Annotated in this window: 25 protein-coding genes; 1 reads left to right on the top strand and 24 read right to left on the bottom strand. The window is 28.4% G+C overall.

The window, feature by feature from the left end; genetic code table 11:
- Positions 1 to 14: 14 nt before the first annotated feature.
- The 3 genes from dprA to ACN6I1_RS11045 are packed head-to-tail and all read right to left on the bottom strand — an operon-like array spanning position 15 to position 3025.
- Positions 15 to 1103 carry a DNA-processing protein DprA gene (dprA, locus tag ACN6I1_RS11035; protein WP_419741964.1) on the bottom strand — a complete coding sequence of 363 codons (1089 nt, stop codon included), beginning with the start codon at positions 1101 to 1103 and terminating at the stop codon, positions 15 to 17.
- Between the two features lie 25 nt (positions 1104 to 1128).
- Positions 1129 to 2655, bottom strand: a complete 1527-nt coding sequence (locus tag ACN6I1_RS11040; protein ID WP_419741965.1) for a YifB family Mg chelatase-like AAA ATPase — start codon at positions 2653 to 2655, stop codon at positions 1129 to 1131.
- Between the two features lie 25 nt (positions 2656 to 2680).
- Positions 2681 to 3025 carry a YraN family protein gene (locus ACN6I1_RS11045; RefSeq protein ID WP_021429588.1) on the bottom strand — a complete coding sequence of 115 codons (345 nt, stop codon included), beginning with the start codon at positions 3023 to 3025 and terminating at the stop codon, positions 2681 to 2683.
- A gap of 152 nt (positions 3026 to 3177) precedes the next feature.
- On the opposite strand from ACN6I1_RS11045, the gene ACN6I1_RS11050 reads away from it, so the two are divergent.
- Entirely contained in the window at positions 3178 to 4443 is a 1266-nt protein-coding gene (locus tag ACN6I1_RS11050) for a CapA family protein (RefSeq protein WP_419741966.1), read from the top strand.
- Between the two features lie 144 nt (positions 4444 to 4587).
- Here the strand turns inward: ACN6I1_RS11050 and ACN6I1_RS11055 are convergent, their stop codons facing one another.
- The 21 genes from ACN6I1_RS11055 to aroQ form a co-directional block, all read right to left on the bottom strand.
- Positions 4588 to 5610, bottom strand: a complete 1023-nt coding sequence (locus ACN6I1_RS11055; RefSeq protein ID WP_220796635.1) for an alpha-hydroxy-acid oxidizing protein — start codon at positions 5608 to 5610, stop codon at positions 4588 to 4590.
- Positions 5611 to 5652: 42 nt separating this feature from the next.
- Positions 5653 to 6420 (bottom strand): ribonuclease HII, encoded by a 768-nt coding sequence (locus ACN6I1_RS11060; protein WP_021429635.1) that lies wholly within the window; start codon positions 6418 to 6420, stop codon positions 5653 to 5655.
- A 92-nt stretch (positions 6421 to 6512) separates the two neighbouring features.
- The gene (locus ACN6I1_RS11065; protein ID WP_419741967.1) at positions 6513 to 8639 is read right to left on the bottom strand and encodes an adenosylcobalamin-dependent ribonucleoside-diphosphate reductase; all 2127 of its coding nucleotides are present in this window, start codon (positions 8637 to 8639) and stop codon (positions 6513 to 6515) included.
- Positions 8640 to 8717: 78 nt separating this feature from the next.
- Positions 8718 to 9488: an EFR1 family ferrodoxin gene (locus tag ACN6I1_RS11070; protein ID WP_419741968.1), complete on the bottom strand. Its 771-nt coding sequence runs from the start codon at positions 9486 to 9488 to the stop codon at positions 8718 to 8720.
- 349 nt (positions 9489 to 9837) lie between these two features.
- Positions 9838 to 11160, bottom strand: a complete 1323-nt coding sequence (brnQ, locus tag ACN6I1_RS11075) for a branched-chain amino acid transport system II carrier protein (RefSeq protein ID WP_053831720.1) — start codon at positions 11158 to 11160, stop codon at positions 9838 to 9840.
- A 323-nt stretch (positions 11161 to 11483) separates the two neighbouring features.
- The gene (ylqF, locus tag ACN6I1_RS11080) at positions 11484 to 12389 is read right to left on the bottom strand and encodes a ribosome biogenesis GTPase YlqF (RefSeq protein ID WP_226887891.1); all 906 of its coding nucleotides are present in this window, start codon (positions 12387 to 12389) and stop codon (positions 11484 to 11486) included.
- Between the two features lie 139 nt (positions 12390 to 12528).
- Entirely contained in the window at positions 12529 to 12873 is a 345-nt protein-coding gene (rplS, locus tag ACN6I1_RS11085; RefSeq protein ID WP_021433783.1) for a 50S ribosomal protein L19, read from the bottom strand.
- Between the two features lie 106 nt (positions 12874 to 12979).
- Positions 12980 to 13672 (bottom strand): tRNA (guanosine(37)-N1)-methyltransferase TrmD, encoded by a 693-nt coding sequence (trmD, locus tag ACN6I1_RS11090; RefSeq protein WP_419741969.1) that lies wholly within the window; start codon positions 13670 to 13672, stop codon positions 12980 to 12982.
- A gap of 15 nt (positions 13673 to 13687) precedes the next feature.
- Positions 13688 to 14203 carry a ribosome maturation factor RimM gene (gene rimM, locus ACN6I1_RS11095; protein WP_419741970.1) on the bottom strand — a complete coding sequence of 172 codons (516 nt, stop codon included), beginning with the start codon at positions 14201 to 14203 and terminating at the stop codon, positions 13688 to 13690.
- Positions 14204 to 14290: 87 nt separating this feature from the next.
- The gene (locus ACN6I1_RS11100) at positions 14291 to 14518 is read right to left on the bottom strand and encodes a KH domain-containing protein (protein ID WP_021429642.1); all 228 of its coding nucleotides are present in this window, start codon (positions 14516 to 14518) and stop codon (positions 14291 to 14293) included.
- 23 nt (positions 14519 to 14541) lie between these two features.
- Positions 14542 to 14814, bottom strand: coding sequence for a 30S ribosomal protein S16 (gene rpsP / locus ACN6I1_RS11105; protein WP_021429667.1), 273 nt, complete (start codon positions 14812 to 14814; stop codon positions 14542 to 14544).
- A gap of 39 nt (positions 14815 to 14853) precedes the next feature.
- Positions 14854 to 16206, bottom strand: a complete 1353-nt coding sequence (gene ffh / locus ACN6I1_RS11110; protein ID WP_021429709.1) for a signal recognition particle protein — start codon at positions 16204 to 16206, stop codon at positions 14854 to 14856.
- Positions 16203 to 16571, bottom strand: coding sequence for a putative DNA-binding protein (locus ACN6I1_RS11115; protein ID WP_419741971.1), 369 nt, complete (start codon positions 16569 to 16571; stop codon positions 16203 to 16205). Before ACN6I1_RS11115 ends, ffh begins: the two co-directional genes overlap by 4 nt.
- Before the next feature lie 101 nt (positions 16572 to 16672).
- Positions 16673 to 17533, bottom strand: coding sequence for a signal recognition particle-docking protein FtsY (gene ftsY / locus ACN6I1_RS11120; protein WP_332841152.1), 861 nt, complete (start codon positions 17531 to 17533; stop codon positions 16673 to 16675).
- Between the two features lie 381 nt (positions 17534 to 17914).
- Positions 17915 to 21472, bottom strand: coding sequence for a chromosome segregation protein SMC (gene smc, locus ACN6I1_RS11125; RefSeq protein ID WP_419741972.1), 3558 nt, complete (start codon positions 21470 to 21472; stop codon positions 17915 to 17917).
- Positions 21473 to 21498: 26 nt separating this feature from the next.
- Positions 21499 to 22569: an elongator complex protein 3 gene (locus tag ACN6I1_RS11130; protein ID WP_419741973.1), complete on the bottom strand. Its 1071-nt coding sequence runs from the start codon at positions 22567 to 22569 to the stop codon at positions 21499 to 21501.
- A gap of 1 nt (position 22570) precedes the next feature.
- Positions 22571 to 23272, bottom strand: a complete 702-nt coding sequence (rnc, locus tag ACN6I1_RS11135) for a ribonuclease III (RefSeq protein WP_053831725.1) — start codon at positions 23270 to 23272, stop codon at positions 22571 to 22573.
- Positions 23273 to 23498: 226 nt separating this feature from the next.
- Positions 23499 to 23933, bottom strand: coding sequence for a CD1247 N-terminal domain-containing protein (locus ACN6I1_RS11140; protein ID WP_419741974.1), 435 nt, complete (start codon positions 23931 to 23933; stop codon positions 23499 to 23501).
- Positions 23934 to 24023: 90 nt separating this feature from the next.
- Positions 24024 to 24581: an elongation factor P gene (efp, locus tag ACN6I1_RS11145; RefSeq protein ID WP_021429540.1), complete on the bottom strand. Its 558-nt coding sequence runs from the start codon at positions 24579 to 24581 to the stop codon at positions 24024 to 24026.
- Between the two features lie 22 nt (positions 24582 to 24603).
- Positions 24604 to 25671, bottom strand: coding sequence for a M24 family metallopeptidase (locus ACN6I1_RS11150; RefSeq protein ID WP_419741975.1), 1068 nt, complete (start codon positions 25669 to 25671; stop codon positions 24604 to 24606).
- Positions 25661 to 26113, bottom strand: coding sequence for a type II 3-dehydroquinate dehydratase (aroQ, locus tag ACN6I1_RS11155; RefSeq protein ID WP_332840796.1), 453 nt, complete (start codon positions 26111 to 26113; stop codon positions 25661 to 25663). The genes ACN6I1_RS11150 and aroQ overlap by 11 nt, the downstream gene beginning before the upstream one ends.
- Between the last annotated feature and the right edge of the window lie 27 nt (positions 26114 to 26140).

Consider the following 26140-nt stretch of genomic DNA (forward strand, 5'->3'; position numbering starts at 1 on the left):
CACCCCCACAATTTTTATTTTACACTATATATCTTGTTTCGCATTTCTATTATCTTACCTTCTATTTCAAGCATATTTAAAATGCAATTTATATCTTGTATATTCATATTAGTATAATCACAAATTCTATCTATATGCAAGCTTCCTTTTGTTTTAATAATATCAAAAATGCTTTGCTGTACATATGTTAATCCATTGCTATTGCTATTATTAGCTATTTTGTTAAATTTTTTTAAATTATATTCATTTATTATATCTTCTATATCATCAACAAGCTTTGCACCATCTTTTATTATCATATGGCAACCTTTACTCATGTCTGAGTTAATATTACCTGGAATTGCAAAAACGTTTTTACCCTGTTCAAGTGCAAAGTCAACAGTTATTAATGCTCCACTTTTCTTTGTTGCCTCTACTACTATAACCCCATCACTTAACCCACTTATAATTCTGTTTCTAGCTGGATAATTTGATGGAGCCACTGGATGTCCTACATTGTATTCTGATACTAAAAGACCTCCATCTTCTAATATTTTATTAGATAGGTTAAAATTTTTCTTAGGAAGTGGATTCTCTACACTTGATCCTAGAACAGCTACAGTCTTTGATGATCCTTTAATACATCCTTTGTGAGAATGTTCATCTATGCCCATAGCCATGCCACTTACTATGTTTATATTATAGTTAGATAATTCTTCACTTAAACTTTGAGCACACCAAACTCCATAAGATGTAGGTTTTCTAGATCCTACCATAGCTAAAGATAACTTATTTAATTGATTTACATCTCCTTTGTAAAAGAGTACACTAGGAGCATTGTAAATATGTCTTAATTTAGAAGGGTATGTACTCTCATTCTTTCCTATATAGCTTACCTCATGCTTATATAACTCCTCTTTTAGCGAATCTAGATAAGCGCGACTTTTATATTTTACTATATTCTGTTTAATATTTAAATTTAAATTTTCAATTTTTAGTATCTCTTTATCAGGTAGGTCCATAAGCTCCTCTATATCATCTACACTGTCTTCAATTTTTTCTATAGTTTTATTTCCTATACCTCCTATAGACAATAACCATAAGTATATATCTTTCTTATTCATAACTCACCTCTAAATTAAAACATATTTATTCATTCATAAAGTAATTATAGTAAGCTTTTCTAAATGAAAATGCCTCTAGCACATGGTTTTGTTCAATTAATTTTTTATTATCTAAATCAGCTATAGTCCTAGCAGTTTTTATTAACTTTGTGTAACTCCTATTTCCTAGCCTATATTTATTGAAAATTAACTTCAATACTTCCTCAGCTTCATCATTTAACCTACAATATAAATTTAATTTAGAAGATTTAATCTCATTATTAAAATCTATAACATCATTTTTAAATCTATCTTTTTGAATTTTCCTTGCATTTTCTACTCTTAGTTTTATGTCTATTGAACTCTCTTCTTTTTTATTACTATTGAATTCCTCATAAGGTATAGAGTTTACTTCTATAAACATATCAAATCTGTCTAATAGAGGCCCTGAAATTTTACCTAAATACCTATTTATATCGCTTGTACTGCATTTACATTCTGTATTTGACATATAGTATCCGCATGGGCATGGATTCATTGCTCCTATAAACATACTATTACATGGATATTTAAAATTGATCTTTACTCTTGATATATTTATATATTTATCTTCTATTGGTTGCCTTAGAGTTTCTAATATTTTCCTATCAAATTCAGCTATCTCATCTAAGAAAAGTATCCCTCTATGTGCTAGTACAACTTCTCCAGGTTTTGCATCAACGCCACCTCCTATCAATGCCTGTTTAGTTGCAGTATGATGAGGAGATCTAAATGGTCTATTTAAAACAATTCCTTCATTTGATTTTAAAAGTCCTGCTGCACTATATATCTTACTTACTTCCAGTGTTTCTTCTTCATTAATACTTGGAAGTATTGTTATCATTCTTTTTGCAATCATAGTCTTTCCTGATCCAGGAGGTCCTATCATTAAAAAATTATGATTACCTGCAGCTGCTATTTCTGCTCCTCTTTTTACAAAATAGTTTCCTTTTATATCTGAAAAATCTTCATCATAATTTTCTTTACTTTGAATAAATTTTATTTTTTCTTTCTTTATATCTATTTCTTTATTTATAAATCCTATGCACTCTTTCAATGTTTCAATAGGTATTATTTCTATTTCTTTTACAAATAAAGCTTCTCTTTCATTTTCTTTAGGTAAAAACACTCTTTTTATACCCTTATTCTTAGCATTTATAACTAAAGATAAAATGCCTTTTACTTTTCTCAATTTTCCATCTAATGATAGTTCTCCTATAAATAAGCTTTCATTTAAATATTCATCACTTTCATTTATAAAGTTTCTTAGTATTCCTATGGATATAGGTAAGTCGAAGTAAGCTCCTTCTTTTTTCATATCTGCAGGAGATAAGTTTACCACTATCCTTGAATTAGGAAATTTATATCCACTATTTAATATTGCAGACTTTACCCGTTCTCTAGATTCTTTTATAGATGCTCCTGCTAATCCAACAATATTGAAACTTGGTATTCCATTAGTTATATCAACTTCTACCTCTACTATTATTCCTTCAATACCTACCAAGGTACTTGAGTTTATAATACTTAACATTTTATTACCTCTTTTTTTATTACTATTAAAAAGCATTTTCAATATGGTTTATTTCGTTATTTTTCAAATAAACTTCAATAACATCAAACCTTATTGGAACTTTTTCTAATTTATTTTTAACTATATAATATTTAGCAACATTTTTTATCTTCATTTTCTTTTTATAATTTACAGCTTCTGATGGATATCCAAAGTTTATATTACTTCTTGCTTTTACTTCTACAAATACCAATTCTTCATTCAATTTTACTATTATATCAATTTCTCCAAATTTTAATTTGTAGTTGTTTTCTAATATGTAAGCTCCTTTAGATTTCAAATAATTTGTTGCTAATTTTTCACCTAAACTACCTTTTTGTATATTATTCATAAAAATTACCTTTTATTTTGATTTTTTTATAAAGTATAGTCAATACTGTTGTTTAGTATACAATTTTTTAAATGTAACTTTTTAAGCCTTGATAATTAGTTTTCATAAGATTATGATTTAATATATATTAATTTTGGGCATTTGGAGGAAGTATGAAGAGAACATCAAAGAAAAGGAAACTAAAAAATAAGAAAAGTGAAATTATTATAATTTCTGCAATTTCATTGTGCTTATTTTTTATAATGTCATTTTTAGCAGTAAATATATTTAAAGGAAAGGTTTTCGAAATTAATGCAACAAAAATAGCAAATGATGATAGTAGTGTAAAAAATATAACTATAAGTGCAATAGGGGATATAATGGCTCACGATGATCAATTAAAAGCTCAGTTTGATAAAGATAATAATACATATTCATTCAATAATAACTTTAAATATGTAAAACCATATATATCTAATTCAGATTTAGCTATAGCAAATTTAGAGACAACTTTAGCTGGTCCTAAGGCAAAGTACAGCTCATTTCCAAAATTCAATTCACCTGATGAATTGGCTGATGCAATAAAAGATAGTGGGGTGGATATAGTATCCACAATAAACAATCATACATATGATAGGGGTTCTGATGGAGTTTATAGAACATTAGATGTTTTAAATTCTAAAGACCTAGAACATGTCGGTACTCAAAAAAATGATGAAGACGAAAACTTTTTAATAAAAGACGTTGATGGAGTAAAGCTAGGTATAACTGCTTACTCATATGGACAAGTGTATGGAAGTACTACAGCACTTAATGGATTGAATATAGATTATAATGACCTTAATAATTTAAATATTTTCAACTCAAGTTATGTAGATATAGCCTTTAATGAAATTAAAGATACTTTAGATGTTATGAATAATAAAGAGTCTGATCTTCAAGTTGTTATACTACACTGGGGCGATGAATACACAAGACAACCTAATGAGTTTCAAAAAGAGTTAGCTAAAAAATTATGTGACTATGGAGTTGATATAATCATAGGTTCTCATCCTCATATGGTCCAACCTATTGAAATGATAAAATCTGATGAAAATGATAATGAGACTTTGGTTATATATTCATTAGGAAACTTCTTAAGCAATCAAAGAAATGAAATTTTAAATAAAAAATATACTGAAGATGGTGTTATTGCCAACATAGGCATAAATAAAAACTTAAATACCGGAGAAACTAAAATTTCAAATGTTGAATACATACCTACATGGGTTAATAAATATAACAACAAAAATGGTAAACTTACATATGAAATAATACCTTTAATAAACGAAAAACAACTTTCTAAAATAGATAATTTACCACTTGATAAGGCAAAAAAATCATACGATAACACTACATCTATAATAGGCTCTTCCGACATTATAAATGTGGCAAAATAAAAAAATCTATTTCAAAATAAAACAATATAGTAAAAGGTTAAAATGTAAAGTTTAGCGACTTTTAAAGCATCTTTCCAGCTTTAGGAGCAAACCTTACGTTTTAACCTTTTTACTAATACGCTATTTTGAGATAGCTTTTTTAATTTATGCTTTTTTAAATATTACTTTCTCATCTATATCTTTTATAGTTTGACACCCTGTTAAAATCATAGTAGATTCAATTTCATTTATAACCTTCTTAACATACATATCTACACCTTCACTAAGTCCGCCAAATGAAGCTGTCACAAATGGTCTTCCTATTAAAATTCCATCTGCTCCAAGTCCTAGCATTTTGACCACATCAACCCCAGTTCTAACTCCTCCATCTGCAAGTATAGTAACCTTACCTTTAACAGCTGAAGCTATATCTTCAAGTACATCACATACTCCTGGAGTATGGTCTAAAACTCTACCTCCATGGTTAGATACAACTATAGCATCTACACCAGCTTCTACAGCCATTAAAGCATCTTCCTTAGTCATTATACCTTTTAATATAAACGGTAGGTTTGTAGATGCTTTTAAATCCTTTATAGCATCAATTGACTTTGGTTCTACAGTTTTACCATGCATAGATAAAGTAACTAGTCCGCATGCATCTATATCTACTCCTACTGCAAATGCTCCAGCTTCTTCAGCTAATTTAATCTTTCTTTTTATATCTGAATTCTCCCAAGGCTTTATAAATACTATTCCATTTCCATCAAACTCTTTTATTACTCTTAAGTTTTCTATTAAAAATTCATCTACTGCGGTATCTCCTACCATAGGATAAATTTCATTTTTTAAACATCCATCTACAACACTAGTTATATATTCTCTTTCACTTAACTTACCACCCATATTAAGTGTTGTGCCTGTTATAGGCGCAGCAAATATAGGAGCTTTCATTTTTTTCCCAAACATTTCTACTTTTGTGTCTGGATTTTTCACATTATGAATAACCCTCATATTTAATTTTACTTTATCTAAGCTTTCATAGTTTTCTATAAATGCACTTCCAGTCCCTTTCCCTCCCATTCCAGGAACTTCACTTGCACAAACTACTCCATTACAAACTTTGCAAACTCTACAGCTTCCATTTAGATTTTCTCTTGCTTGTTTTAACATTTCTTTATAGTCCATAAAAACCTCTCCCTTAGCATAGTTTATAATTAAATTATATCACTATAATATATTTTTTAAAAAACTTCTTCTGTGTATAGTTGTTATTCCATGCTCTCTAATAGCTTTGTAATGTTGGTCTGTTCCATATCCTTTATGAGAAGCAAACCCGTACTCAGGATACATTTTATCATATTCATACATTATACTATCCCTTGTAACCTTTGCTAATATACTAGCTGCAGCTATAGATATAGATTTAGAGTCACCTTTAATAATAGACTTTTGATCTATACTCACATCTGGAACATGTGCAGCATCAACTAATAAATAATCTGGTGCTTTCTTCAAGCAGTTTATAGCTTTTTTCATCGCCATATATGTTGCATTTAATATGTTATATTCATCTATCTCTTCTCTTTGAACTATACCTATTCCATAATCAAGAGCTTGATCTCTTATTATATCAAATAATTCATCTCTTTTAGCTTCACTCAATTTTTTAGAGTCATTTATACCTTCTATCTTAGTTCCTGGTTTAAAAACTACAACAGCTGCAACAACAGGACCTGCTAGTGGACCTCTACCTGCTTCGTCTATTCCTCCAATATATGTATATCCGTTTTCATATCCTTCATTTTCAAATGTGTTTATAAGCTCTAATCTTTCATTTTCCGCTCTTATTTTATCTAGTTTTTTAGCTAATTTTATAGCTATATTTTTAACTGATTTTCTCTCATCATCCTTTAAAATGTCTATATACTTTAAATACTCATCTGTGCTTATCGAGTCAATAATTGCATTTATTTCCTTAACACTTTTATCTTTCATCTTTTATCTCCTTATTTTTTATCTTTACTTTATATTTTATCAAAAAATTAAAGTGCTTAATATAAATTTAAGCACTTTAATTTTAAATTTTATTAATTACACCCGCTGTATCCACACTTTAAGCAAATACTACATCCTCCTGTATTTGCCATTTGTTCATTTCCACACTCTGGGCATATGAATTTTTCATTTTTATTATCTTCAGTTACACATATTTCTTCTTTTTCATCATTTTCTTCTTTTTGATCTTTAGGTTTTTCATTTATAAGTACTCCACTTCGTTTACATCCATCTCTAAATATAGTTATTCCTTTTAAGTTGTGTTTCCAAGCCTTAATATAAATTTCATACACATCTTCAACTGTTGTTTCATAAGGAAGATTTATAGTAGATGAAATTGATGCATCAATATATTTTTGCCATGCTTGTTGCATTTTTATTCTATCTTCATAATCTAAATTCATAGCTGTTACAAATATATCAGGTAAATCTTTTTCATCAGTTATATTTTTTAAATCCATATATTCTTTTACTATAGGAGTATATACTTTGTAATATACATCTTCGTCATGTAAACTTTCAGTTTTTCTTATATACGAAATGTTAAATATAGGTTCAATTCCACCACTTATTCCTAACATAGTAGATATAGATCCAGTAGGTGGTATAGTTAGAAGTTGAGAGTTTCTAAGTCCATATAATTTAACTAATTCTTTTATATCATCATCTATATTATCATTGAAAAATTTAGATTTTAAAATAGCTTCTTTTTTATATTCTTTAAATGGACCATATTCTTTTGCTAGTAATGATGACTGTTTAACTGCTTCATTTAGCATTGTTCTAGCTATGAATTTACATAGATCTATTGATTTATCAGACCCATATCTCATATTCATTTTTATAAGCATATCCCCTATACCCATAACACCTAATCCGATTTGTCTATATTTATCAACACTTGTCTTTTGTTCTTGTAATGGATGTAAATCCAGGCCTTCATCTAAAACTTGATTTAGAGCTATTACAGACTCTCTAACACACGCTTTAAATTTATTACTATCAAACGTAGCACTTGTCCCAAATGGTTGTATTACAAACTCAGCTAAATTTATAGACCCTAGTAAACAACTTCCCCCACTTGGCAATGGCTCTTCTGCACAAGGATTTACTCCTGAATAGGCAAATTCTTTATCTTCACTCATAAGATGATGTTTCTTTATATTATCCCAAAATAATATTCCTGGTTCTGCATAGTCCCAATTATTTTTACATAATTTCATGAATAACTTTTTAGCATCTACTTTCTTTATAACATGTTCATTATTTCCTTCTACTATAAATTCACATCTATAAGTTTCATTATTTTCAACAGATTTCATAAACTCATCATTTATTCTAACTGATATGTTAGCTTTTGTTATTTTAGTTAAATCCGTTTTTATATCTATAAAGTCCTCTATATCTGGATGACTTACTTCCATTGAAATCATAAGTGCTCCACGTCTTCCTCTTTGACCTATTAATCCTGTAGTCATACTATATAATTCCATAAATGAAACTGACCCAGTTGTATTTTTAGCAGAATTATTAACCTTAGCTCCTCTAGGTCTTAATTTAGATATATCAATTCCAACTCCACCACCATAGCTAAATGTTCTTGCAAGTTTTTTTGCTGTATCGAATATATCTTCTAAATTATCTTTTGGTGGTTCTAAAACGTAGCAATTTGAGTATGTAACTTTTAATCCATCTTTATATAATCCTCTATTAGCTAAAATTCTACCTGCAAATAAAAACTTTTTCTGTCTTATTAACTTTCCTATTCTAGTATTTTTAGCAGATATTCTGTTTATCCATTCATCAAAGTTTTCTTTATTATATCTATATTTATTTTTCCATATAGATTTTTGTAATTCATCCATATCCCAAGGTTTTTTTCTTATATTAGCTCTTTTTTCTCTATATAAAATATAGTGTTTTGCTACATCTTTTCTATTAGATTCCATAAGTAATACTTCTACTAAGTCTTGAATTTCTTCAACATTTAAAGACTTATCACTGTTTTCAAAATTTTTCTCAACTTTATTTGCTATTTCATTTCCTAGATTTTTATCTATTCCTTTTTCACTATTTATTGTTGATTTATAAACTGCATCTGCAATTTTTACTTTACTAAATTTTTCGATACTGCCATCTCTTTTTATGATTTTCTTCATACTATACCTCCAAACTATAAATTATAAACGTTCTTATATAAATACACTTTTTAAACGCTATATTAAACATTAAATAATTTATTTTTTTATATAACTGTTTAAATTATATTGTGCATATTTATTATTTTTATAATTTATAGCATTTTTAGGACAATTGTGTATACATCTTGTACATAGCATACACTTATTTAAGAATTTTATTTCCTTATTATCATCAAATATTATATTTTTTTCTGGACAATTTTTTACACATATACCACACTTAACGCAATCTTCATCTACCGAGAAATTTTTTCCCATGAATTTAGCCATCACCGAAAAAGTTTCTGCTAATAAATCTTTTCCTAAAACTCCTTTATTTTCTGTATCTGCTAAATATAATTTTCCTTTATTCAATCTATCAACTAAAATGTCCATTTGTTTATTTGTGTTTTTTATCATATCATTTACTTCTTGCGTTGTGTTTTTAGGATATTTTCCAAAGTAAAAATTTCTAGGCATTACATATGTTTCTTTAGCTAAAATATTGTATCCTTTTTTATCTAACTTCTTTGCTAAAGAGTCAACTCCATTAGCATTTTTAAGACCCGCTGAGGTAGAGTATACTATGCAATTTGCATTTTTGTTTTTTATGTTTCTAAGTATCCATCTTATCATTTTTTCAGGTACATTACCTGCATAAATCGGTCCTCCTAAAATTAAAAGTTCTACATCTTCATCTATAGTAGGATTTGTATCTATACCATTAATCTTAACATCATGTCCAGTATTAACTAATTTTTCACCTAAATAATCTGCTACATATTTTGTGTTTCCTGTTCCCGAAAAATGTAATATATTAACCTTCATAAATTTTCCTCCTAAGTAAAATTATTTTATAACCTTAAAATTTTTAATATCATATTTTTAATTTTCTTTGTTTATCAAGTCTATTTATTTTAAAGTTATTATAATATATTTTAGTTGCGTGCGCAACATTATTTTCATTGTAAGTTTTCCCATTTATTAAATATATAAACTACTAATCCTATCAGATATTCTTTTCCTAAGCTAGTTGGAGATATAAGTATTAAAAGAAGTAATATAAACCGTAAATTTATAGATTTTATAAAATCAGACAAAAGATGTTTTTGTTACTAATACAAAAAGCCGTTGATAGTTTTATCAACGACTTTTTACTTTCTTATATTAACTTTTATTATTCGTATTCTACACTCATGCAGTTACTTGTCTTAACAAAGTTTCCTAATATTCCACCTACTATTGCAGGTACTATCCAGTTAAATCCTATCTTAGCAAATGGTAATACTTCTAAGAATGGTATGTGTACTGGTAATCCATAAGTTTTAGCTAATGAATTAACTACACCTAATATACTTATTATTAAAGTTACATATGCTGCACCTTTTATAGCATTATCATTTTTAATTTGATCTTTAAATAATGTTGTTATTACTAGTAGTATAGTTACTGGGTAAACCATATCAAGTATTGGTGCTGAGAATTTAATTATAGTGTCAACTCCAAAGTTAGATACTATAGCACTGAATACACATACAACAACTACTACTACTTCATATTTTAATTTATTGTTAGTAATTTTAGTGAAATATTGTCCTGTAGCTGATGTTAATCCTATAGCTGTTGTTAAACAAGCTAGAGCTACTATTATTCCTAGTATAGCTTTACCTGGATATCCAAGTAATTGTTCTGTTATTCCAACTATTAATGAAGCTTGAGATATTGAGCTTATATCTTGTCCTGCAAAGTTTTGAGATATAGTTGCTCCTAAGAATGTAAGTCCTCCATAAACAAAACATAAAGCTACTCCTGCTACTATACCAGCTTTTATTGTTAAACTCACTTTTTCTGAGTTACTTTCATATCCTTTATTGTGTAAAGATGCAATTATTATAGTTGAAAGTGCAACTGCTCCTAACGCATCCATTGTTTGATATCCTTGTGATACTCCATTTGAAAATACGTTGTCTACTAAAGTGTCTGGGCTTATTTGTCCTAATGGTGTTATTATACCTTTTATTATTAAAAGAGCTAACGCAACAAGTAATGCTGGTGTTAACACTTTTCCTATTATATCTACAACCTTAGATGGTCTTATTGTAAGTAATAACACTATTGCAAAGAATATTATAGAGAATATTACTGGAGATACAGCATTTCCTATTATAGGTTGTACACCCATTTCAAATGTTGTAGCTGCTGTTCTAGGTATTGCTAATAAAGGTCCTAGACAAATCATTATAGCTATTCCTACAACTTTTGATAAAGATTTACCTGCTCTTCCTAAAATCTTATTAACATCTCCTCCGCATTTTGCTGCTGCTGCTATAGCTAGTAATGCTAGTCCTACGTCAGCTAATATAAATCCTGAGAATCCCGTCATCCAACTTTCACCAGATATAAGTCCTAAAAATGGTGGGAAGATAAGATTTCCTGCTCCAAAGAACATAGCAAAAAGTGCAAATCCCACTATAATTATATCTTTGTTCGTATTTTTCATATTAAAGCCCCCTAAAAAATTTCTTTTTATTTAGATTAAATATTCTGAAAATATTATATGATACTTTTTTCTAACTGTCAATAATATTGTCAATATACAAAATATTATGAATATTCTGTCTAAAATTACATATTTCTAGAGTTAAGTTATTCCAAATATTTCAGCCTTTAAGTTAAATTTTTATCATAAAAATTTTTTTTTATGGCTTATGTATAAATGAAAAAAAATAGAGTTTAGACTTTATAAAAATAGCCCCTTTACAGTGAAAATACTGACTTTGAAGGATTCTATTTTTTTATCTAATCTCTATTTTTTTTATCGCTTTAACAATCAATCATATCTTTAGGTACTTCTAAAGTTATTCTTCCCATCTTACCATCTCTGAATTCATTTAGAACTGTTGTTGCAATTCTTGTATAATCCAACTCATTTTTTCTCAAAATAAGACCTCTTTTAATTCCTATTTTATCCATAGTTTCTATAGGAGTTTCTCCAAGCTCTTCCAGTTTATATCTTTCTTTTAATTTTTCTGGTTCTATTTCCATTAATTTCTCTATTAATTTAAGACCTAAAGTGTCCACGTCTAAAACTTCATCTTTTATAGCTCTACAAAATGCTAATTTTAAAGCTACTTCTTCATCTTCAAATTTAGGCCATAATATACCCGGAGTATCTAATAGCTCTAAGTTACCTTTTAGCTTAACCCATTGCTTACCTTTAGTTACTCCTGGCTTATCTCCTGTTTGAGTACTTTTTCTTCCTGTAAGCTTATTTATAAGAGAAGATTTACCTACGTTTGGAATTCCAACTATCATTATTCTTATAGGTCTCTCTATTCTTCCCTTTTTAACTAAAGCTTCCATTTTTTCTCTAGTTTCATTTTTACATTCTTCTATTATTTTATTTACGCCTTTTCCCTTTAAAGTATCTACTGGGATAGCTTTTATTCCTCTTTTTTTGTAATAATCAACCCATTGATTTAATTTATTTTGATCTGATATATCACTTTTGTTTAAAACTACAACTCTTGGTTTATCTCCAACGAATCTATCTATATCAGGATTTCTACTACTAAGTGGTATTCTTGCATCTAAAAGTTCTACAACAACATCGACTAATTTTAAGTTGTTTCTTACTAAGTCTTTAGTTTTTTTCATATGCCCTGGATACCAGTTTATATGTAAACTATCATCTCTTAAGTATTCATCTGTCATTCTTTGTATTTTCATATATTTTCTCCTTTTTCTAATATTAAAAACACAAATTATTTTATCTAAACTTATAATTTATATTTATAAAAATTTATTTTAATCTAATTAATAGTAAAAAAGGAGACTGAAATCTCAGTCCCCTGTATAGTAAAGTTTATTATCTAGCTTCTTTTATCTTAGCAGCTTTACCTACTCTACCTCTTAAGTAGTTTAGTTTAGCTCTTCTTACTTTACCTTTTCTAGTTACTTCTATCTTCTCTAATTTTGGAGAATGAACAGGGAATGTTCTTTCTACTCCAACGTTGAAAGATATTTTTCTTACAGTGAAAGTTTCTCTAGCTCCTCCACCTTGTCTCTTTAATACAACACCTTCGAATATTTGTATTCTTTCTCTTTTTCCTTCAACTATTCTAACGTGTACTTTTACAGTGTCCCCAGGTCCAAAGTTAGGAACTTCATTTTTTAATTGCTCTTGCTCTAATGATCTTAATATTTCGTTCATTTTAATCCTCCTGGTATCATAGACGCTCTTAATTACTTGACCATTTGTAAGCAGAGGAACGCCCGTTTTATTTTTTCAACAGATTTTATTATACTATATGTCCTATTTATTTACAAGCTTTTTTGTATAAATCAGGACGTCTTTCTTTAGTTATTTCAATAGATTTCTCATGTCTCCACTCATCTATTTTCTTATGATTTCCAGATAGTAAAACTTCCGGAACTTCCATTCCCATAAATTCTCTAGGTCTAGTATAATGAGGGTACTCTAATAAATCATCTTTAAATGATTCCTCTTCAAAGGATTCATTTTGACTTAATACACCTGGTATAAGCCTTGAAATTGAGTCTATAAGAATTAGTGCAGGAAGTTCTCCTCCTGTTAATACATAATCTCCTATAGATATTTCATCGGTAACTATAGAATCAATAATTCTTTGATCTATTCCTTCATAGTGCCCACATAAAAGTATTACATCTTCAAATGTTGACATTTCACTAGCTATATTTTGATTGTGAACTTTACCCTTAGGAGTTAAATATACAACTCTAGGATCTTTTATATCAAACTTATCTGTAATATGTTTATATGTATCATATATTGGTTGTGGAGTCATTACCATACCTGCTCCACCTCCAAAAGGATAATCATCTACCTTTTTATGCTTATTAGTAGAAAAATCTCTTATATTGTATATGTTTACTTCAATAATACCTTTTTCTACAGCTCTTTTCATTATACTCTCATTCATATAAGAGTTGAATATTTCTGGGAATAGTGTCATTATATGAAATCTCATAATATCACCTTAAAATTAATCTAACATTCCCTTTATAGGGTCTATTATCATTTTTCTTTCTTCTATATCTATCTCAGGTACAAACTTCATAACAGCTGGTATAAGATATTCTTTATTATCTTCACCTTTAATTACATAAACATCATTAGCTGCATATTGTAAAACATCATCTAATACACCTACATGTTTATTATCTACTGTATAAACGTCTATACCAATCATATCAGCAATAAAGAACTCGTCTTCATCTAATTCTTTTGACTCTTCTCTAGATACATAGATATTTTTGTTAACTATCTTTTCAGCCATTTCTACTGTATCTATTCCTTTTATTTTCATTATAACTAAGTTACCTTTATATCTAACATTTTGTACTTTATATTCTGTATCAAGGTCTTTTCCTATATAAAAAGTATCCAAGTCGTCATATCTATATATATCATCCGTTGTGGAGTAAATTCTTACTTCACCTTTTAAACCTTGTGTTTTTACTATTTGTCCTATTTTAAAATGAGTTAATTTATTTTCCATAATCTCACCTTCTTTAAAAATTATGCTTTATCTTTGCGTAATATATACACAGTATATACAAAAAGGACTAGGTTAATACCTAATCCTTTATATTATTTCAAGAGTAACCTTTTTGTGGTCTCTATTTGAAGCAGATTTTATAACAGTTCTTATAGCTTTAGCTATTCTACCCTGCTTACCGATAACCTTACCCATGTCATCAGGGGCTACTTTTAATTTTAAGATAGTTTCTCCATCATTAAAAGTTTCCTCTACTTCAACTGCCTCTGGATTATCGACAAGAGCCTTTGCTATATCTAGTACTAGCTCTTTCATATCAATTCACTCCTAAAAGAAAATTACTTAGCTTGCTTAGAAGCTTCGAACTTTTCCATTACTCCGTTGTTAACTAATAAAGTTTTAACTGTATCAGTTGGTTGTGCTCCACATCCTAACCATTTAACAGCTTTCTCATCGTTTATTTTAACTTGCTTTGGTTGAGATATTGGATTGTAGAATCCTATTTCTTCTATGAACTTTCCATCTCTTGGAGCTCTAGAATCTGCTACTACTATTCTGTAGAAAGGTTTTTTATTTGATCCCATTCTTTTTAATCTTATTTTAACTGCCATATCGACACCTCCGAAAAATTTTTATCTTTTTGTTTTCTATTATTTAAAGAAAGGTAAACCGGCAAAGCCTCCCCTTTTCTTCATGCTTTTTTGAGTTCCTGTAAACATCTTCATCATTTTTTTCATCTCATCAAATTGCTTTATAAGTCTGTTTACATCTTGAACACTAGTACCACTACCTCTTGCTATTCTTTTCTTTCTTGAAGCATTTAAGATACTAGGATTTCTTCTTTCTTCTATTGTCATAGACTGTACGATTGCCTTAGTCCTAACAATTTCTTTATTATTCATATCGATGTCCCCAAGTTGGTCTTTGACTTGACCCATACCAGGAATCATTTCAATTACCTTGTTTAAAGGACCCATCTTTTGAATTTGTTCCATTTGTTCTAAGAAATCTTCAAAATCAAGATCTTGCTTTTTAATTTTGCTTTCTAATTCCTTAGCTTTTTCTAAATCTATATTTTCTTGAGCCTTTTCTATTAAGCTTAGGATGTCTCCCATACCTAATATTCTAGATGCCATTCTATCTGGATGGAAAGGCTCTAAGTCATCTAGCTTTTCTCCCATACCTATAAACTTTATAGGCTTTTGTGTTACAGCTCTTATTGAAAGTGCTGCCCCACCTCTAGTATCACCATCAAGCTTAGTTAAAACTACTCCATCAACCCCAAGAGCATCATTGAAGCTTTGTGCAACATTAACTGCATCTTGTCCTGTCATAGAGTCTACAACCAATAGTATTTCATGTGGCTTAACTTCAGATTTTATATTTTGTAACTCTTCCATTAAAGTCTCATCTATATGAAGTCTACCCGCTGTATCTATTATAACTAAATCGTGGTTATTTTTTACTGCATGATTATATCCAGCTTTTGCTATATTTACTGGGCTTTCTTTATCTCCCATGCTAAACACTGGTATATCTAATTTTTCACCTACAACTTGTAATTGCTTTATCGCCGCAGGTCTATATATATCACAAGCCACTAGTAAGGGCTTCTTACCTTGCTTTTTAAAGTATCCTCCAAGCTTACCAGATGTAGTTGTCTTACCTGCACCTTGTAAACCTACCATCATTATAACTGTTGGTGGCTTTGGCGATATCATTATTTTACTTTGAACATCACCCATTAAACTTGTAAGTTCTTCATTAACTATTTTTATAACGTGTTGTGCTGGTGTCAAGCTTTCCATAACATCTTGTCCAACAGCTCTTTCTTGAACTTTCTTAACAAAGTCTTTAACTACTTTAAAGTTAACATCAGCTTCTAATAAAGCTAGCTTAACTTCTCTCATAGCATCTTTAACATCTTTTTCAGTAAGCTTACCTTTAGATTTTAATTTACCTAAAGCGCCCTGTAGTTTATCTGCTAATCCTTCAAATATCATTTTAACATCTCCCTACATAAATCTTCTATATTTTCTACCTTAGGGATTAAATTAGCACAATCTCTATTTTGCAATAAATCTTGTTTAATGTCAACAACTTTATTATATATGTCTTGTGTAATTTTTTCACGTTCTTTTGACTTTTTAACTAAGCCTAATTTTGATTCATAATCCTTCAAAATTTTTTCAGAACGCTTTAATGTATCATATATTCCTTGTCTTGAAACACTTAGATTTTCACTGATTTCTCCAAGAGAATAATCTTCATTGTAATAAAGTGATACAATTTCTCTTTGCTTATCAGTTAGAAGCATTTTGTATTGTTCAAATAACAACCCAATTTCTACTAATTTTTCTAGATTCATTATTACACTTCCCACTTGCTTTACTGTAAAGGTTAATTCCTTTACACATTGTATTTTATATCATACTAATAAAGTTGTCAACAATTATTTTAAAAAGCTAATTAGTTCCCAAACAACGCATCTATAAATGCTTTTGAATCAAAATCTTGTAAGTCTTCTACTTTCTCTCCAACACCTATAAGTTTCACAGGAACATCAACTTCAGATTTAACAGCTAAAACAACTCCACCTTTTGCTGTACCATCTAATTTAGTTAAAACTATTCCTGTTATATCAGCTACTTCTTTAAATGTTTTAGCCTGAGATACCGCATTTTGACCTGTTGTAGCATCTACAACTAATAAAACTTCTTTTTGCGCTTCTGGATATTCTCTATCAACTATTTTGAATACTTTACCTAACTCATTCATTAAGTTAGTTTTATTATGAAGCCTTCCTGCTGTATCACAAATTAATACATCTGCTTTTCTAGCTTTAGCAGCTTTAACAGCATCAAATATTACAGCTCCTGGATCAGCTCCTTCTTGGTGCTTTATTATATCCACATTGCTTCTGTTAGCCCATACTTCTAGTTGTTCTATTGCTGCTGCTCTAAATGTATCACCTGCTGCAAGGAGTACTTTTTTACCTTCTTTAGTGTATCTATTAGCTAGCTTACCTATTGTAGTAGTTTTACCTACCCCATTTACTCCTACCATTAATATTATACTTGGACCAGGCTCTATGTTTAATTTAGAATCTTCTTCGCCTAACATATCGCATATTACAGCTTTTAACTCACCTCTTACAGCTAAAGGATCTGTAATACCTTTAGTTTTTATAGCATCTCTTAGTCCATCTATCATTTCCATAGTAGTGTTTACACCAACATCTGCTGTTATTAGTATTTCTTCAAGTTCTTCAAGAAGATCTTCATCTATTGTAGTATATGAATTTAAAACAGCATCAATTTTATCTGTTATTCCTTGTTTAGCTTTAGTAAGTCCTTGTTTAAGTCTTGCAAATAAACCTTCTTTTGTAATTTCTTCTTCTTCTTCTTCTTCTTCTTCTTCTTCTTCTAGCGAAGTTTGTTCAATTTGATCTTCCTTGTCAATATCTATTATTTCTTCTTTATTTTCTGACTCTTCATCTAAATGATGTTTTTCTTCTAATTCAAACTCTGCGCCTTCAACTACAGTTTCTTCTTTGTTTTCTTCTTTAGACTCTACTAGTTCTTCTTTTTGCTCTTCTTCATCAGTAGCTGATTCTTCACTAACTTCTTCGATTTGAATATCTTCTTCAACTACAGCTTCTTCTTCTTTTTTCTTTCCAAATTTGAATAACTTCTTAAACATTTTGCCTCCTTATATTATATCTTCAGTTAATTTTTTAGCTTCTTTTAGATCTAGGCTTATCACCTTAGAGATTGCTTTTTCTTGCATTGTAACTCCATATATATAGTCTGCAACCTCCATAGTACCTCTTCTATGAGTTATAGATATAAATTGAGTATCTTTAGACAGTTCTTTTAAAAACTCTCCAAATCTATATATGTTTGCATCATCTAGTGGGGCTTCTATTTCATCTAGTATACAAAACGGAGTTGGCTTAGCTAATATTATTGAAAATAATATACTGATTGCAGTAAGTGCTTTTTCTCCTCCTGATAAAAGATTTAAATTTTTCATTTTCTTCCCAGGTGGCTGAGCTACTATTTCTATGTCACTTTCTAGAATATTATCTTTATCTACTATTCTAAGTTCTCCATTTCCTCCACCAAATAATTTTTTATAAACAACTTTAAAGTTTTCATTTATTAAAATAAAGTTTTCATTAAACTCTCTTTTCATATTTTCTTCTAGTTCTTTAATAAGTTTATATATAACTTCTATAGAGTCTTCTAAATCTTTCTTTTGTTCACTATAAAAATCATATCTTTCTTTTATTTCTTCATATTCTTTTATAGAGTCTATATTTACATTTCCAAGACTTTTTATTTGTCTTTTTAGGTTTTCTAGCTCTTTTTTATCAATAACTACAGATTCATCTTTTAATGACTTTGCTTCCTCTAAACTTAATTCGTATTCTTCTATAAGTTTAGCTATATAATTTTCTTTAGATGATCTTAGTCTTTCTATTTTATTTTCTATCTTAAATAAACTTTCTTTAACTTCCATATACTGTCTATCTATATTTTTAGATTCAGTAGTTATAGCGTCTCTATTTTTCTTAATAGAATCTTTTTGTTCTTTTTGCAGACTTAATTTTTTATTTTCATCTATAATTTGATTCTCCAAGTTTTCTTTTTCTGAAGTTTCTATTTTAATCTGATCTTGAATTTTAACAGTATTAGATTTACTTTCTTCAAGTTGTTCTTTTGTAGTTCTAAGGACATCATTTTGTGATTTTATTTCTTTTTGAATTCTATCTATATCCTTTATTGTAGCTTGGTGAATTTGATTTAATTTAGCATATTCTATATTTAAATCATCAAATCTGCTTTTATCTACTTCATAACCATCATTTATTTCTTTTAATTTTGAATTTAATGTGTCTATTTCATTTTTATTTAACAGATGATTTTGTTCTATTTCATTTATATTTTCTTTTAATGACTTAGTTTTTGTTAGTGTATATTCTAAATTTTCACCTAAACTCAACTTCTCATTTTCAAATTTATTTAAGTTATTATTTAAATTTGAAACTTCGTCATTTGCACTTTTTATGTTTGCATTAATAACAACTACATTTTTATCACTTTCACGTAATTCATTATTTATTTTTTCGATTTTTGTAAGGTTCGAATCTATAGAGCCTCTTAAACTAATTTTTTCTTGTTCTAATGAATTTAGTTTTTCTTGTTCTTTTTCTATATTCTCTTTAAACTCTTCTATCAATCTTTTTCTTGAAAGTATATTTCCATTAGTTCTTACCGTTCCTCCAGTTAAAGATCCTCCTGGATTTAGAATTTCTCCATCTAAAGTTACAACTTTATATCTATGGTTAGTTTCTCTAGCAAACTTTATAGCTTCATCCATGCTTCCTATAACTATAGTTCTTCCTAAAACATTTTCAATTATATTTTTATACTTTTCATCAAACTTAACTAATTCACTGGCTATACCTATGTATTTAGTACTGCTTTTTATTGCATTCTTATCTATTTTATTAGATTTAATTATATTTAAAGGTAAGAATGTAACTCTTCCTAAATTATTTTTCTTTAAGTAATTTATAGCATTTTTAGCGCTATTTTCATCTTTAGTTATTATATTTTGCATATAACTTCCAAGCGATGCTTCTAGTGCTTTTTCATATTTTTGACTAGATGATATAACCTGACCTAATGCTCCATATATACCTTCTAAATTTTTATTCTTTAACACTTCTTTTACACCTTTATTAAATCCTTCATAGTGCTTTTCCATATCAGTGTATATGTTTAATTTAGAGTTATACTCATTTATTTTAAGTTTAGAGCCTTGTATATCATTACTTATTTTGTCATATTCTATTTTTAGAGAATTTACCTTTTTATTAATATCTTCAAATTCTTGTTTTAAGTTTTCTATTAAACTTAATTTTTCTTGTTTTTGAGAATTAAATTTTGATATTTCATCTTTTTTATTACATATATTTTTTTGTATATGTTCTATATCTATATCTATAGTTTTAGTTCTATTTTCTATATTTTCAATGTTTGCATTTAAAGTAGACAGTTTATTTGCACTATTTTGTTTAATATCCAGTAAGTTTATTATTTCATCTTTTAAAGTTTCAATAGTCTGACTTACTTTATTTATACTTTCTTTTTTATCTTTATTCTTTATTTCAACTTCATCTATTTTATTTTCTATATCTTTTAAATTTTTAAAAGCATTATCTTTACTTTCATTTAATTTTTTTAATTCTAAACTATCATCATTTATTTTTTTGTTTATATAGCTAATTTCATTTGTATATCTTTGTATATCACTGTTACAATTTTTTATCTTTTCATTAAGAACGCTAAGTTCTGAATATTTTTTGTTTATTACACCTTTTATAGTGTTTATATATTCAATAGTCTTGTTTATTTTAACGTCAATTTCTTCAAGTTCCTCATCACAATCAGTTATAGATTTTTCTAAAGTTTCTTTTTTAGATTTAACTGAAACCATTTGATCTTTCAGCACTTTATCATGATTCAATGTTTCTTCCGCTTGAATCTCTAATTCTTCAATTTCGCTTATATAACTATTTACTTCAATCTTTTTTAACTCTTCTTTTATTTCTAAATATTTTATAGCTTTTTTCTGTTGAGTTTCTAAAGGTTTTAACTGATTCTCTATCTCAACATATATATCTTCTATTCTATTTAAGTTTTCTTTTGTATTCTTTAAGTTTCTTTCCGCTTCTTGTTTTTTATATCTATATTTTGATATTCCACAGGCTTCATCAAATACTTTTCTTCTATTTACAGGGTTATTGCTTAAAATTTCATCAACTTTACCTTGTTCTATTATAGAATATCCATCTTTACCTATTCCTGTATCTAATAGTAATTCTTTTATATCCTTTAATCTACACGACTTATTATTTAAGAAAAACTCACTTTCCCCACTTCTGTAAGCTCTTCTTTTTATAGTAATTTCACTATATTCTATGTCTAATTTTTTATCACTATTATCTATAGTTAATGCTACCTCACAATAGTTCATTGCTTTTTTTGTGTCTGTTCCGGCAAATACTACATCTTCTAGCTTATCGCCTCTTAAACTTTTTATACTTTGCTCCCCTAATACCCATCTTACTGCATCTGATATATTACTTTTTCCACTTCCATTTGGACCAACTATAGCTGTTATACCTTCGTTAAAAAGCACATCTGTTTTAGTTGGAAAGGATTTAAATCCTTTAAGTTCTAATCTTTTTAAATACAATACCTTTCTCTCCCTTCAAAATAAAACTAAAGGTTGTATATATCGCTTAATTTCATATATATATCTTTTGTATCAAACTTTATAGTTTTTTCATCATCTAATACAAATTCTAATTCATTTATATCTAAATTTGCTTCCTTAGTTTTTAATAAAACATCGTATTTTTCTTTTATTTCTATTACATTAGATTTTTTATTTCCTAATATTCTAGATACATTTCTTTTGTTAACTAAAACTACTAAATTTTTCTTAACCTCATATGTTTTAATTAAGTGTTCAATAAAATCTCCATACATCTTACTTTCAACTAACTCTCTATAAGCTGGATGGTATGGGCCTGCAAGAACTTCTTTTCCTATTGCTATATCTTCAGTTGCTTGCAATCCAACTCTAATTACATTTATATTGTTTATATAAAATAAAACCAAAACTTTTTTTACTATATCTATACTTTTCTCAAGTGTAAATGAATTATATTTGCCTTCCTTTAATAGTTTTTCAAGACCTGTCTCTTTAACTACTAAAGTAGGATATACTCTTACGCAATCCGGTTTTAATTCTATAAATTTTTTTGCTGTTTTTATGCATTTTTCTTCTGTGTCTGATGGTAACCCTACCATCATCTGTAATCCTAAATTTATACCATAATCCTTTATAAGCTTTGAGCTTTTAAATACATCTTCATCACTATGACCTCTTACACTATCTATTAATACTTTCTCATCTAAGGATTGAACTCCAAGTTCTATAATACTTGTTTTGTATTCTTTTAGCATAGTTAGTATTTCATCATTTATACAATCAGGTCTCGTAGACATCCTTATATCATCTACGATATTTTTATCTACATATTCTTTAGCTACAGAAAGTAAGCTTCTTTGAATATCAATATCTATAGCAGTAAAACTACCTCCAAAAAATGCAATTTCAATACTTGCATCTTTATCTATTGTAGTTAAATATTCTTCAATTATATTTCTTACATCTTCACTTGTAATATCTGTGCTTACTCCAGTAATTTTCTTTTGATTACAGAAAATACAATCATGAGGGCATCCCCTATGAGGCACAAATATAGGTATAATTCTCTTTTTCATATTAAATCATCCTTCTTAATGCTTGTTTTGCAGCTGATTGTTCTGCCTCTTTTTTGCTCTTACCTTCTCCTCTTCCTAAAACTTCACCGTCTAGAGTAACTTCCATTACAAATCGTTTATTATGGTCTGGTCCAATTTCTTCTACTAAGTTATATGAAATTATACTTTCACCTTTACTTTGTACAACCTCTTGTAAATGAGTCTTATAGTCTCTGAAGATTCTTCCTTTTATAGAGTCTTGAATTATACTTTCCATATGATCTAATATAAATTCTTTTGCATTTTCAATTCCACCATCTAGGTATATTGCAGCTATTACCGCTTCAAATGCATCGGCTAATATAGATATACGATCTCTACCTCCTGTAGCTTCTTCTCCTCTTCCTAAAAGAATATGACTTCCTAAATTTATTTCTTTAGCAACGTCACTTAAAGACTCTTCACAAACTATATTGGCTCTTAATTTTGTTAACTCACCTTCAGGTAAATCTTGTTCCTTTTGGAATAAATAATCACTTATTACTATCCCTAATACTGAATCCCCTAAGAATTCTAATCTCTCATTGAATAAATAAGATTTATTCTCATTAGAGTATGAACTATGTGTTAATGCCTCTAATATAAATTTTTTATTTTTAAATTTATATTTAATAATATCTTCAAATTTTGATATATTAACTAATATACTTGATTTTATTTTCATTTATTTACCTCCATTTAAATATCTATAGACTATAGTGTACTATTTTTCTAAAATTATTGCAAAACATAATATAAACTTTTTTTACGCCCAAAACAGTTAATATAGATATAACTAAGTGCCATAAACTATCCATAACTTTTTAGTAAGTGTCATTTAATTAGGCGTAAAAAAGCCTATGAATCTTATATAACTTCATAGGCTCTATAAATTCTTCACTTATACAGTTTTATTTTTCATCGTCGCAATCACATATGCATTCATCTGAACATTCACACTCATCTTCTGATGATAATATAACTGCTTGACAATTAGGGCATACTATATCTATGTCTTCATTATATAGTAAGTCCTCATCTATCTCTACAAAATCATTACAATTAGGACATTCCATTTCTATGTAGTTATATTCTTCATCATCTTCATCGTCTTCATCTTCTTCTTCGTATATATCATCTTCTATATCTGATAAATCTTCGTCTATAGATTCTACATAATCTATAAGTTCTATCTGTTCTTCTTCTAATTCTACTATTGCATCTGCAAAACTTTCTAAAACATCTACTATTTTATTTATTATTTTGCCTTCTTTTGTTTCTTCACTTATTTCCAATCCCTCTGCAAGACCTTTTAAGTATGCAACTTCTTCATATAAATATTTCATTAAAACCCCTCACTTTCCTTATTTTTTTGTATAAATTTAAAAGCCCATATACCTATTATTAGATATATAAGCTTTTATATTCATAAATTATTAAACTCTTGATAAATATTCTCCAGTTCTTGTATCTATCTTTATTCTATCTCCTGTATTTATGAATAAAGGTACTTGAACTACTGCACCAGTCTCAACTGTAGCTGACTTAGTAACGTTGCTTGCAGTATCTCCTTTGATTCCTGGCTCTGTTTCAACTATTTCAAGTTCTGCAAAGTTTGGAGCTTCTACTTGGAATGGTTGCCCTTGGTAGAATCTTATTGTTGCAGTTTCATTTTCTTTTAAGAATTTGATTGCATCTTCAACTTTTTCATAGTCTAGTGGTATTTGCTCGAAAGTTTCGTTATCCATAAAGTAGTATAACTCACCATCGTTGTATAGATATTGCATTTGTCTAGTGTCTATATGAGCTTTAGGGAACTTGTCACTTGGGTTAAAAGCTTCTTCTCTTATTGCTCCTGTTTTTAAGTTTCTGTACTTAGTTCTGACAAACGCAGCACCTTTTCCTGGCTTAACATGTTGGAAATCAACTATTAAACATGGTTGACCATCCTTCTCAAACGTTACACCTTTTCTAAAATCACCTGCTGTTACCATATGTGTCCCTCCATAATTATACTTAAAATTCTAATTCTATTAATTCCTTTGGTGATGAATTTAATACTTCACATCCATCTTCTGTTATTATAAGTAGATCTTCAATTCTTACACCACCAAAATCTTCTATGTATATACCTGGCTCATCACTTATAACCATATTAGGCTTTAATAACTTTTCTCCTAATGTATTAACATTTGGAAGTTCATGTACATCAAGGCCTATTCCGTGTCCTAAGCCATGACCAAATTTATCACCATATCCTTTTTCAATTATATATTGTCTTGCGATATTGTCAAGTTCTATTCCACTCATATTAGCTTTCGCAGCTTCTATAACCTTTAATTGAGCTTCTAATACTATATTGTATATTTCCTTTTGCTTTTCATTAGCTTTTCCTACAACTATAGTTCTTGTCATATCTGAGCAATATCCATTATATACACATCCAAAATCTATTGTTACGAAATCGCCTAAATCTATAACTTTATCGCTAGCTACTCCATGAGGCATAGATGATCTTTTTCCTGATGCTACTATAAAATCAAATGATACTCCAGTTGCACCTTGTTTTCTCATGAAAAACTCAAGCTCTAAAGCTACGTCACTTTCCTTCATTCCTGGTTTAATAAATCCTAATATATATTTAAATCCATTATCTGCAATTTTAGAAGCTTGTCTTATAACTTCTAATTCTTTTTCATCCTTTATAGCTCTTAAATCTAGCATTAATCCTTTTAATGGAACCATTTCTGTACTAGATAAAGCTTCTTTATAATTTGAATATGTTGAAAAACTCATTTTATCATCTTCAAATCCTAGTCTTTTCATATCCATTTTTTTCAAGAAATTTGTGATCGGGTTTGTTCTAGATATTTCAACTATTTCAAAATCCTCTGTTTGATTTTTAGCTTGTTGTGTATATCTAAAGTCTGTAAATAATATGTTTTTTTCTTTAGTTATTATTATAGAACCAGCAGTTCCTGTAAATCCAGATATGTATCTTTTATTTTTAGACTCTTCAATTAAAATTGCATCTAAGTTTAATCTTTCCATCTCTGCTCTTAATTTTAAAACTCTATTTTTCACCTATACCCACCTCACAATTTATTATTGCATTTACCCCTAAAATATATCCATAAAATCCAAATCCTGTAATTTGCCCTATGCACGCACTAGCTGTTACGCTTTTTTGTCTAAATTCTTCTCTTTTGTGCACATTTGATATATGTACTTCTACTACTTTAGTACTAATAGATTTTATGGCATCTGCTATAGCATAGCTATAATGTGTAAACGCTCCAGGATTTATAATAATTCCATCAAAATTACAATTAGCCTCATGTAATTTATCTATTATACATCCTTCATGATTACTTTGAAAAAATTCAAAATCAATAGTATCTTTAAATGTTTGTTTTATGCTATATTCTAAATCTTCTAATGTATTTTTCCCATATACATCAGGTTCTCTTTTTCCTAACATATTTAAATTAGGACCATTAATTATTAATATTTTTATAGCATCCACCAACCTTTTGTTAAAAACTCGTTTATA

Source organism: Paraclostridium dentum (assembly GCF_048568265.1).
Lineage (GTDB): Bacteria > Bacillota > Clostridia > Peptostreptococcales > Peptostreptococcaceae > Paraclostridium > Paraclostridium dentum.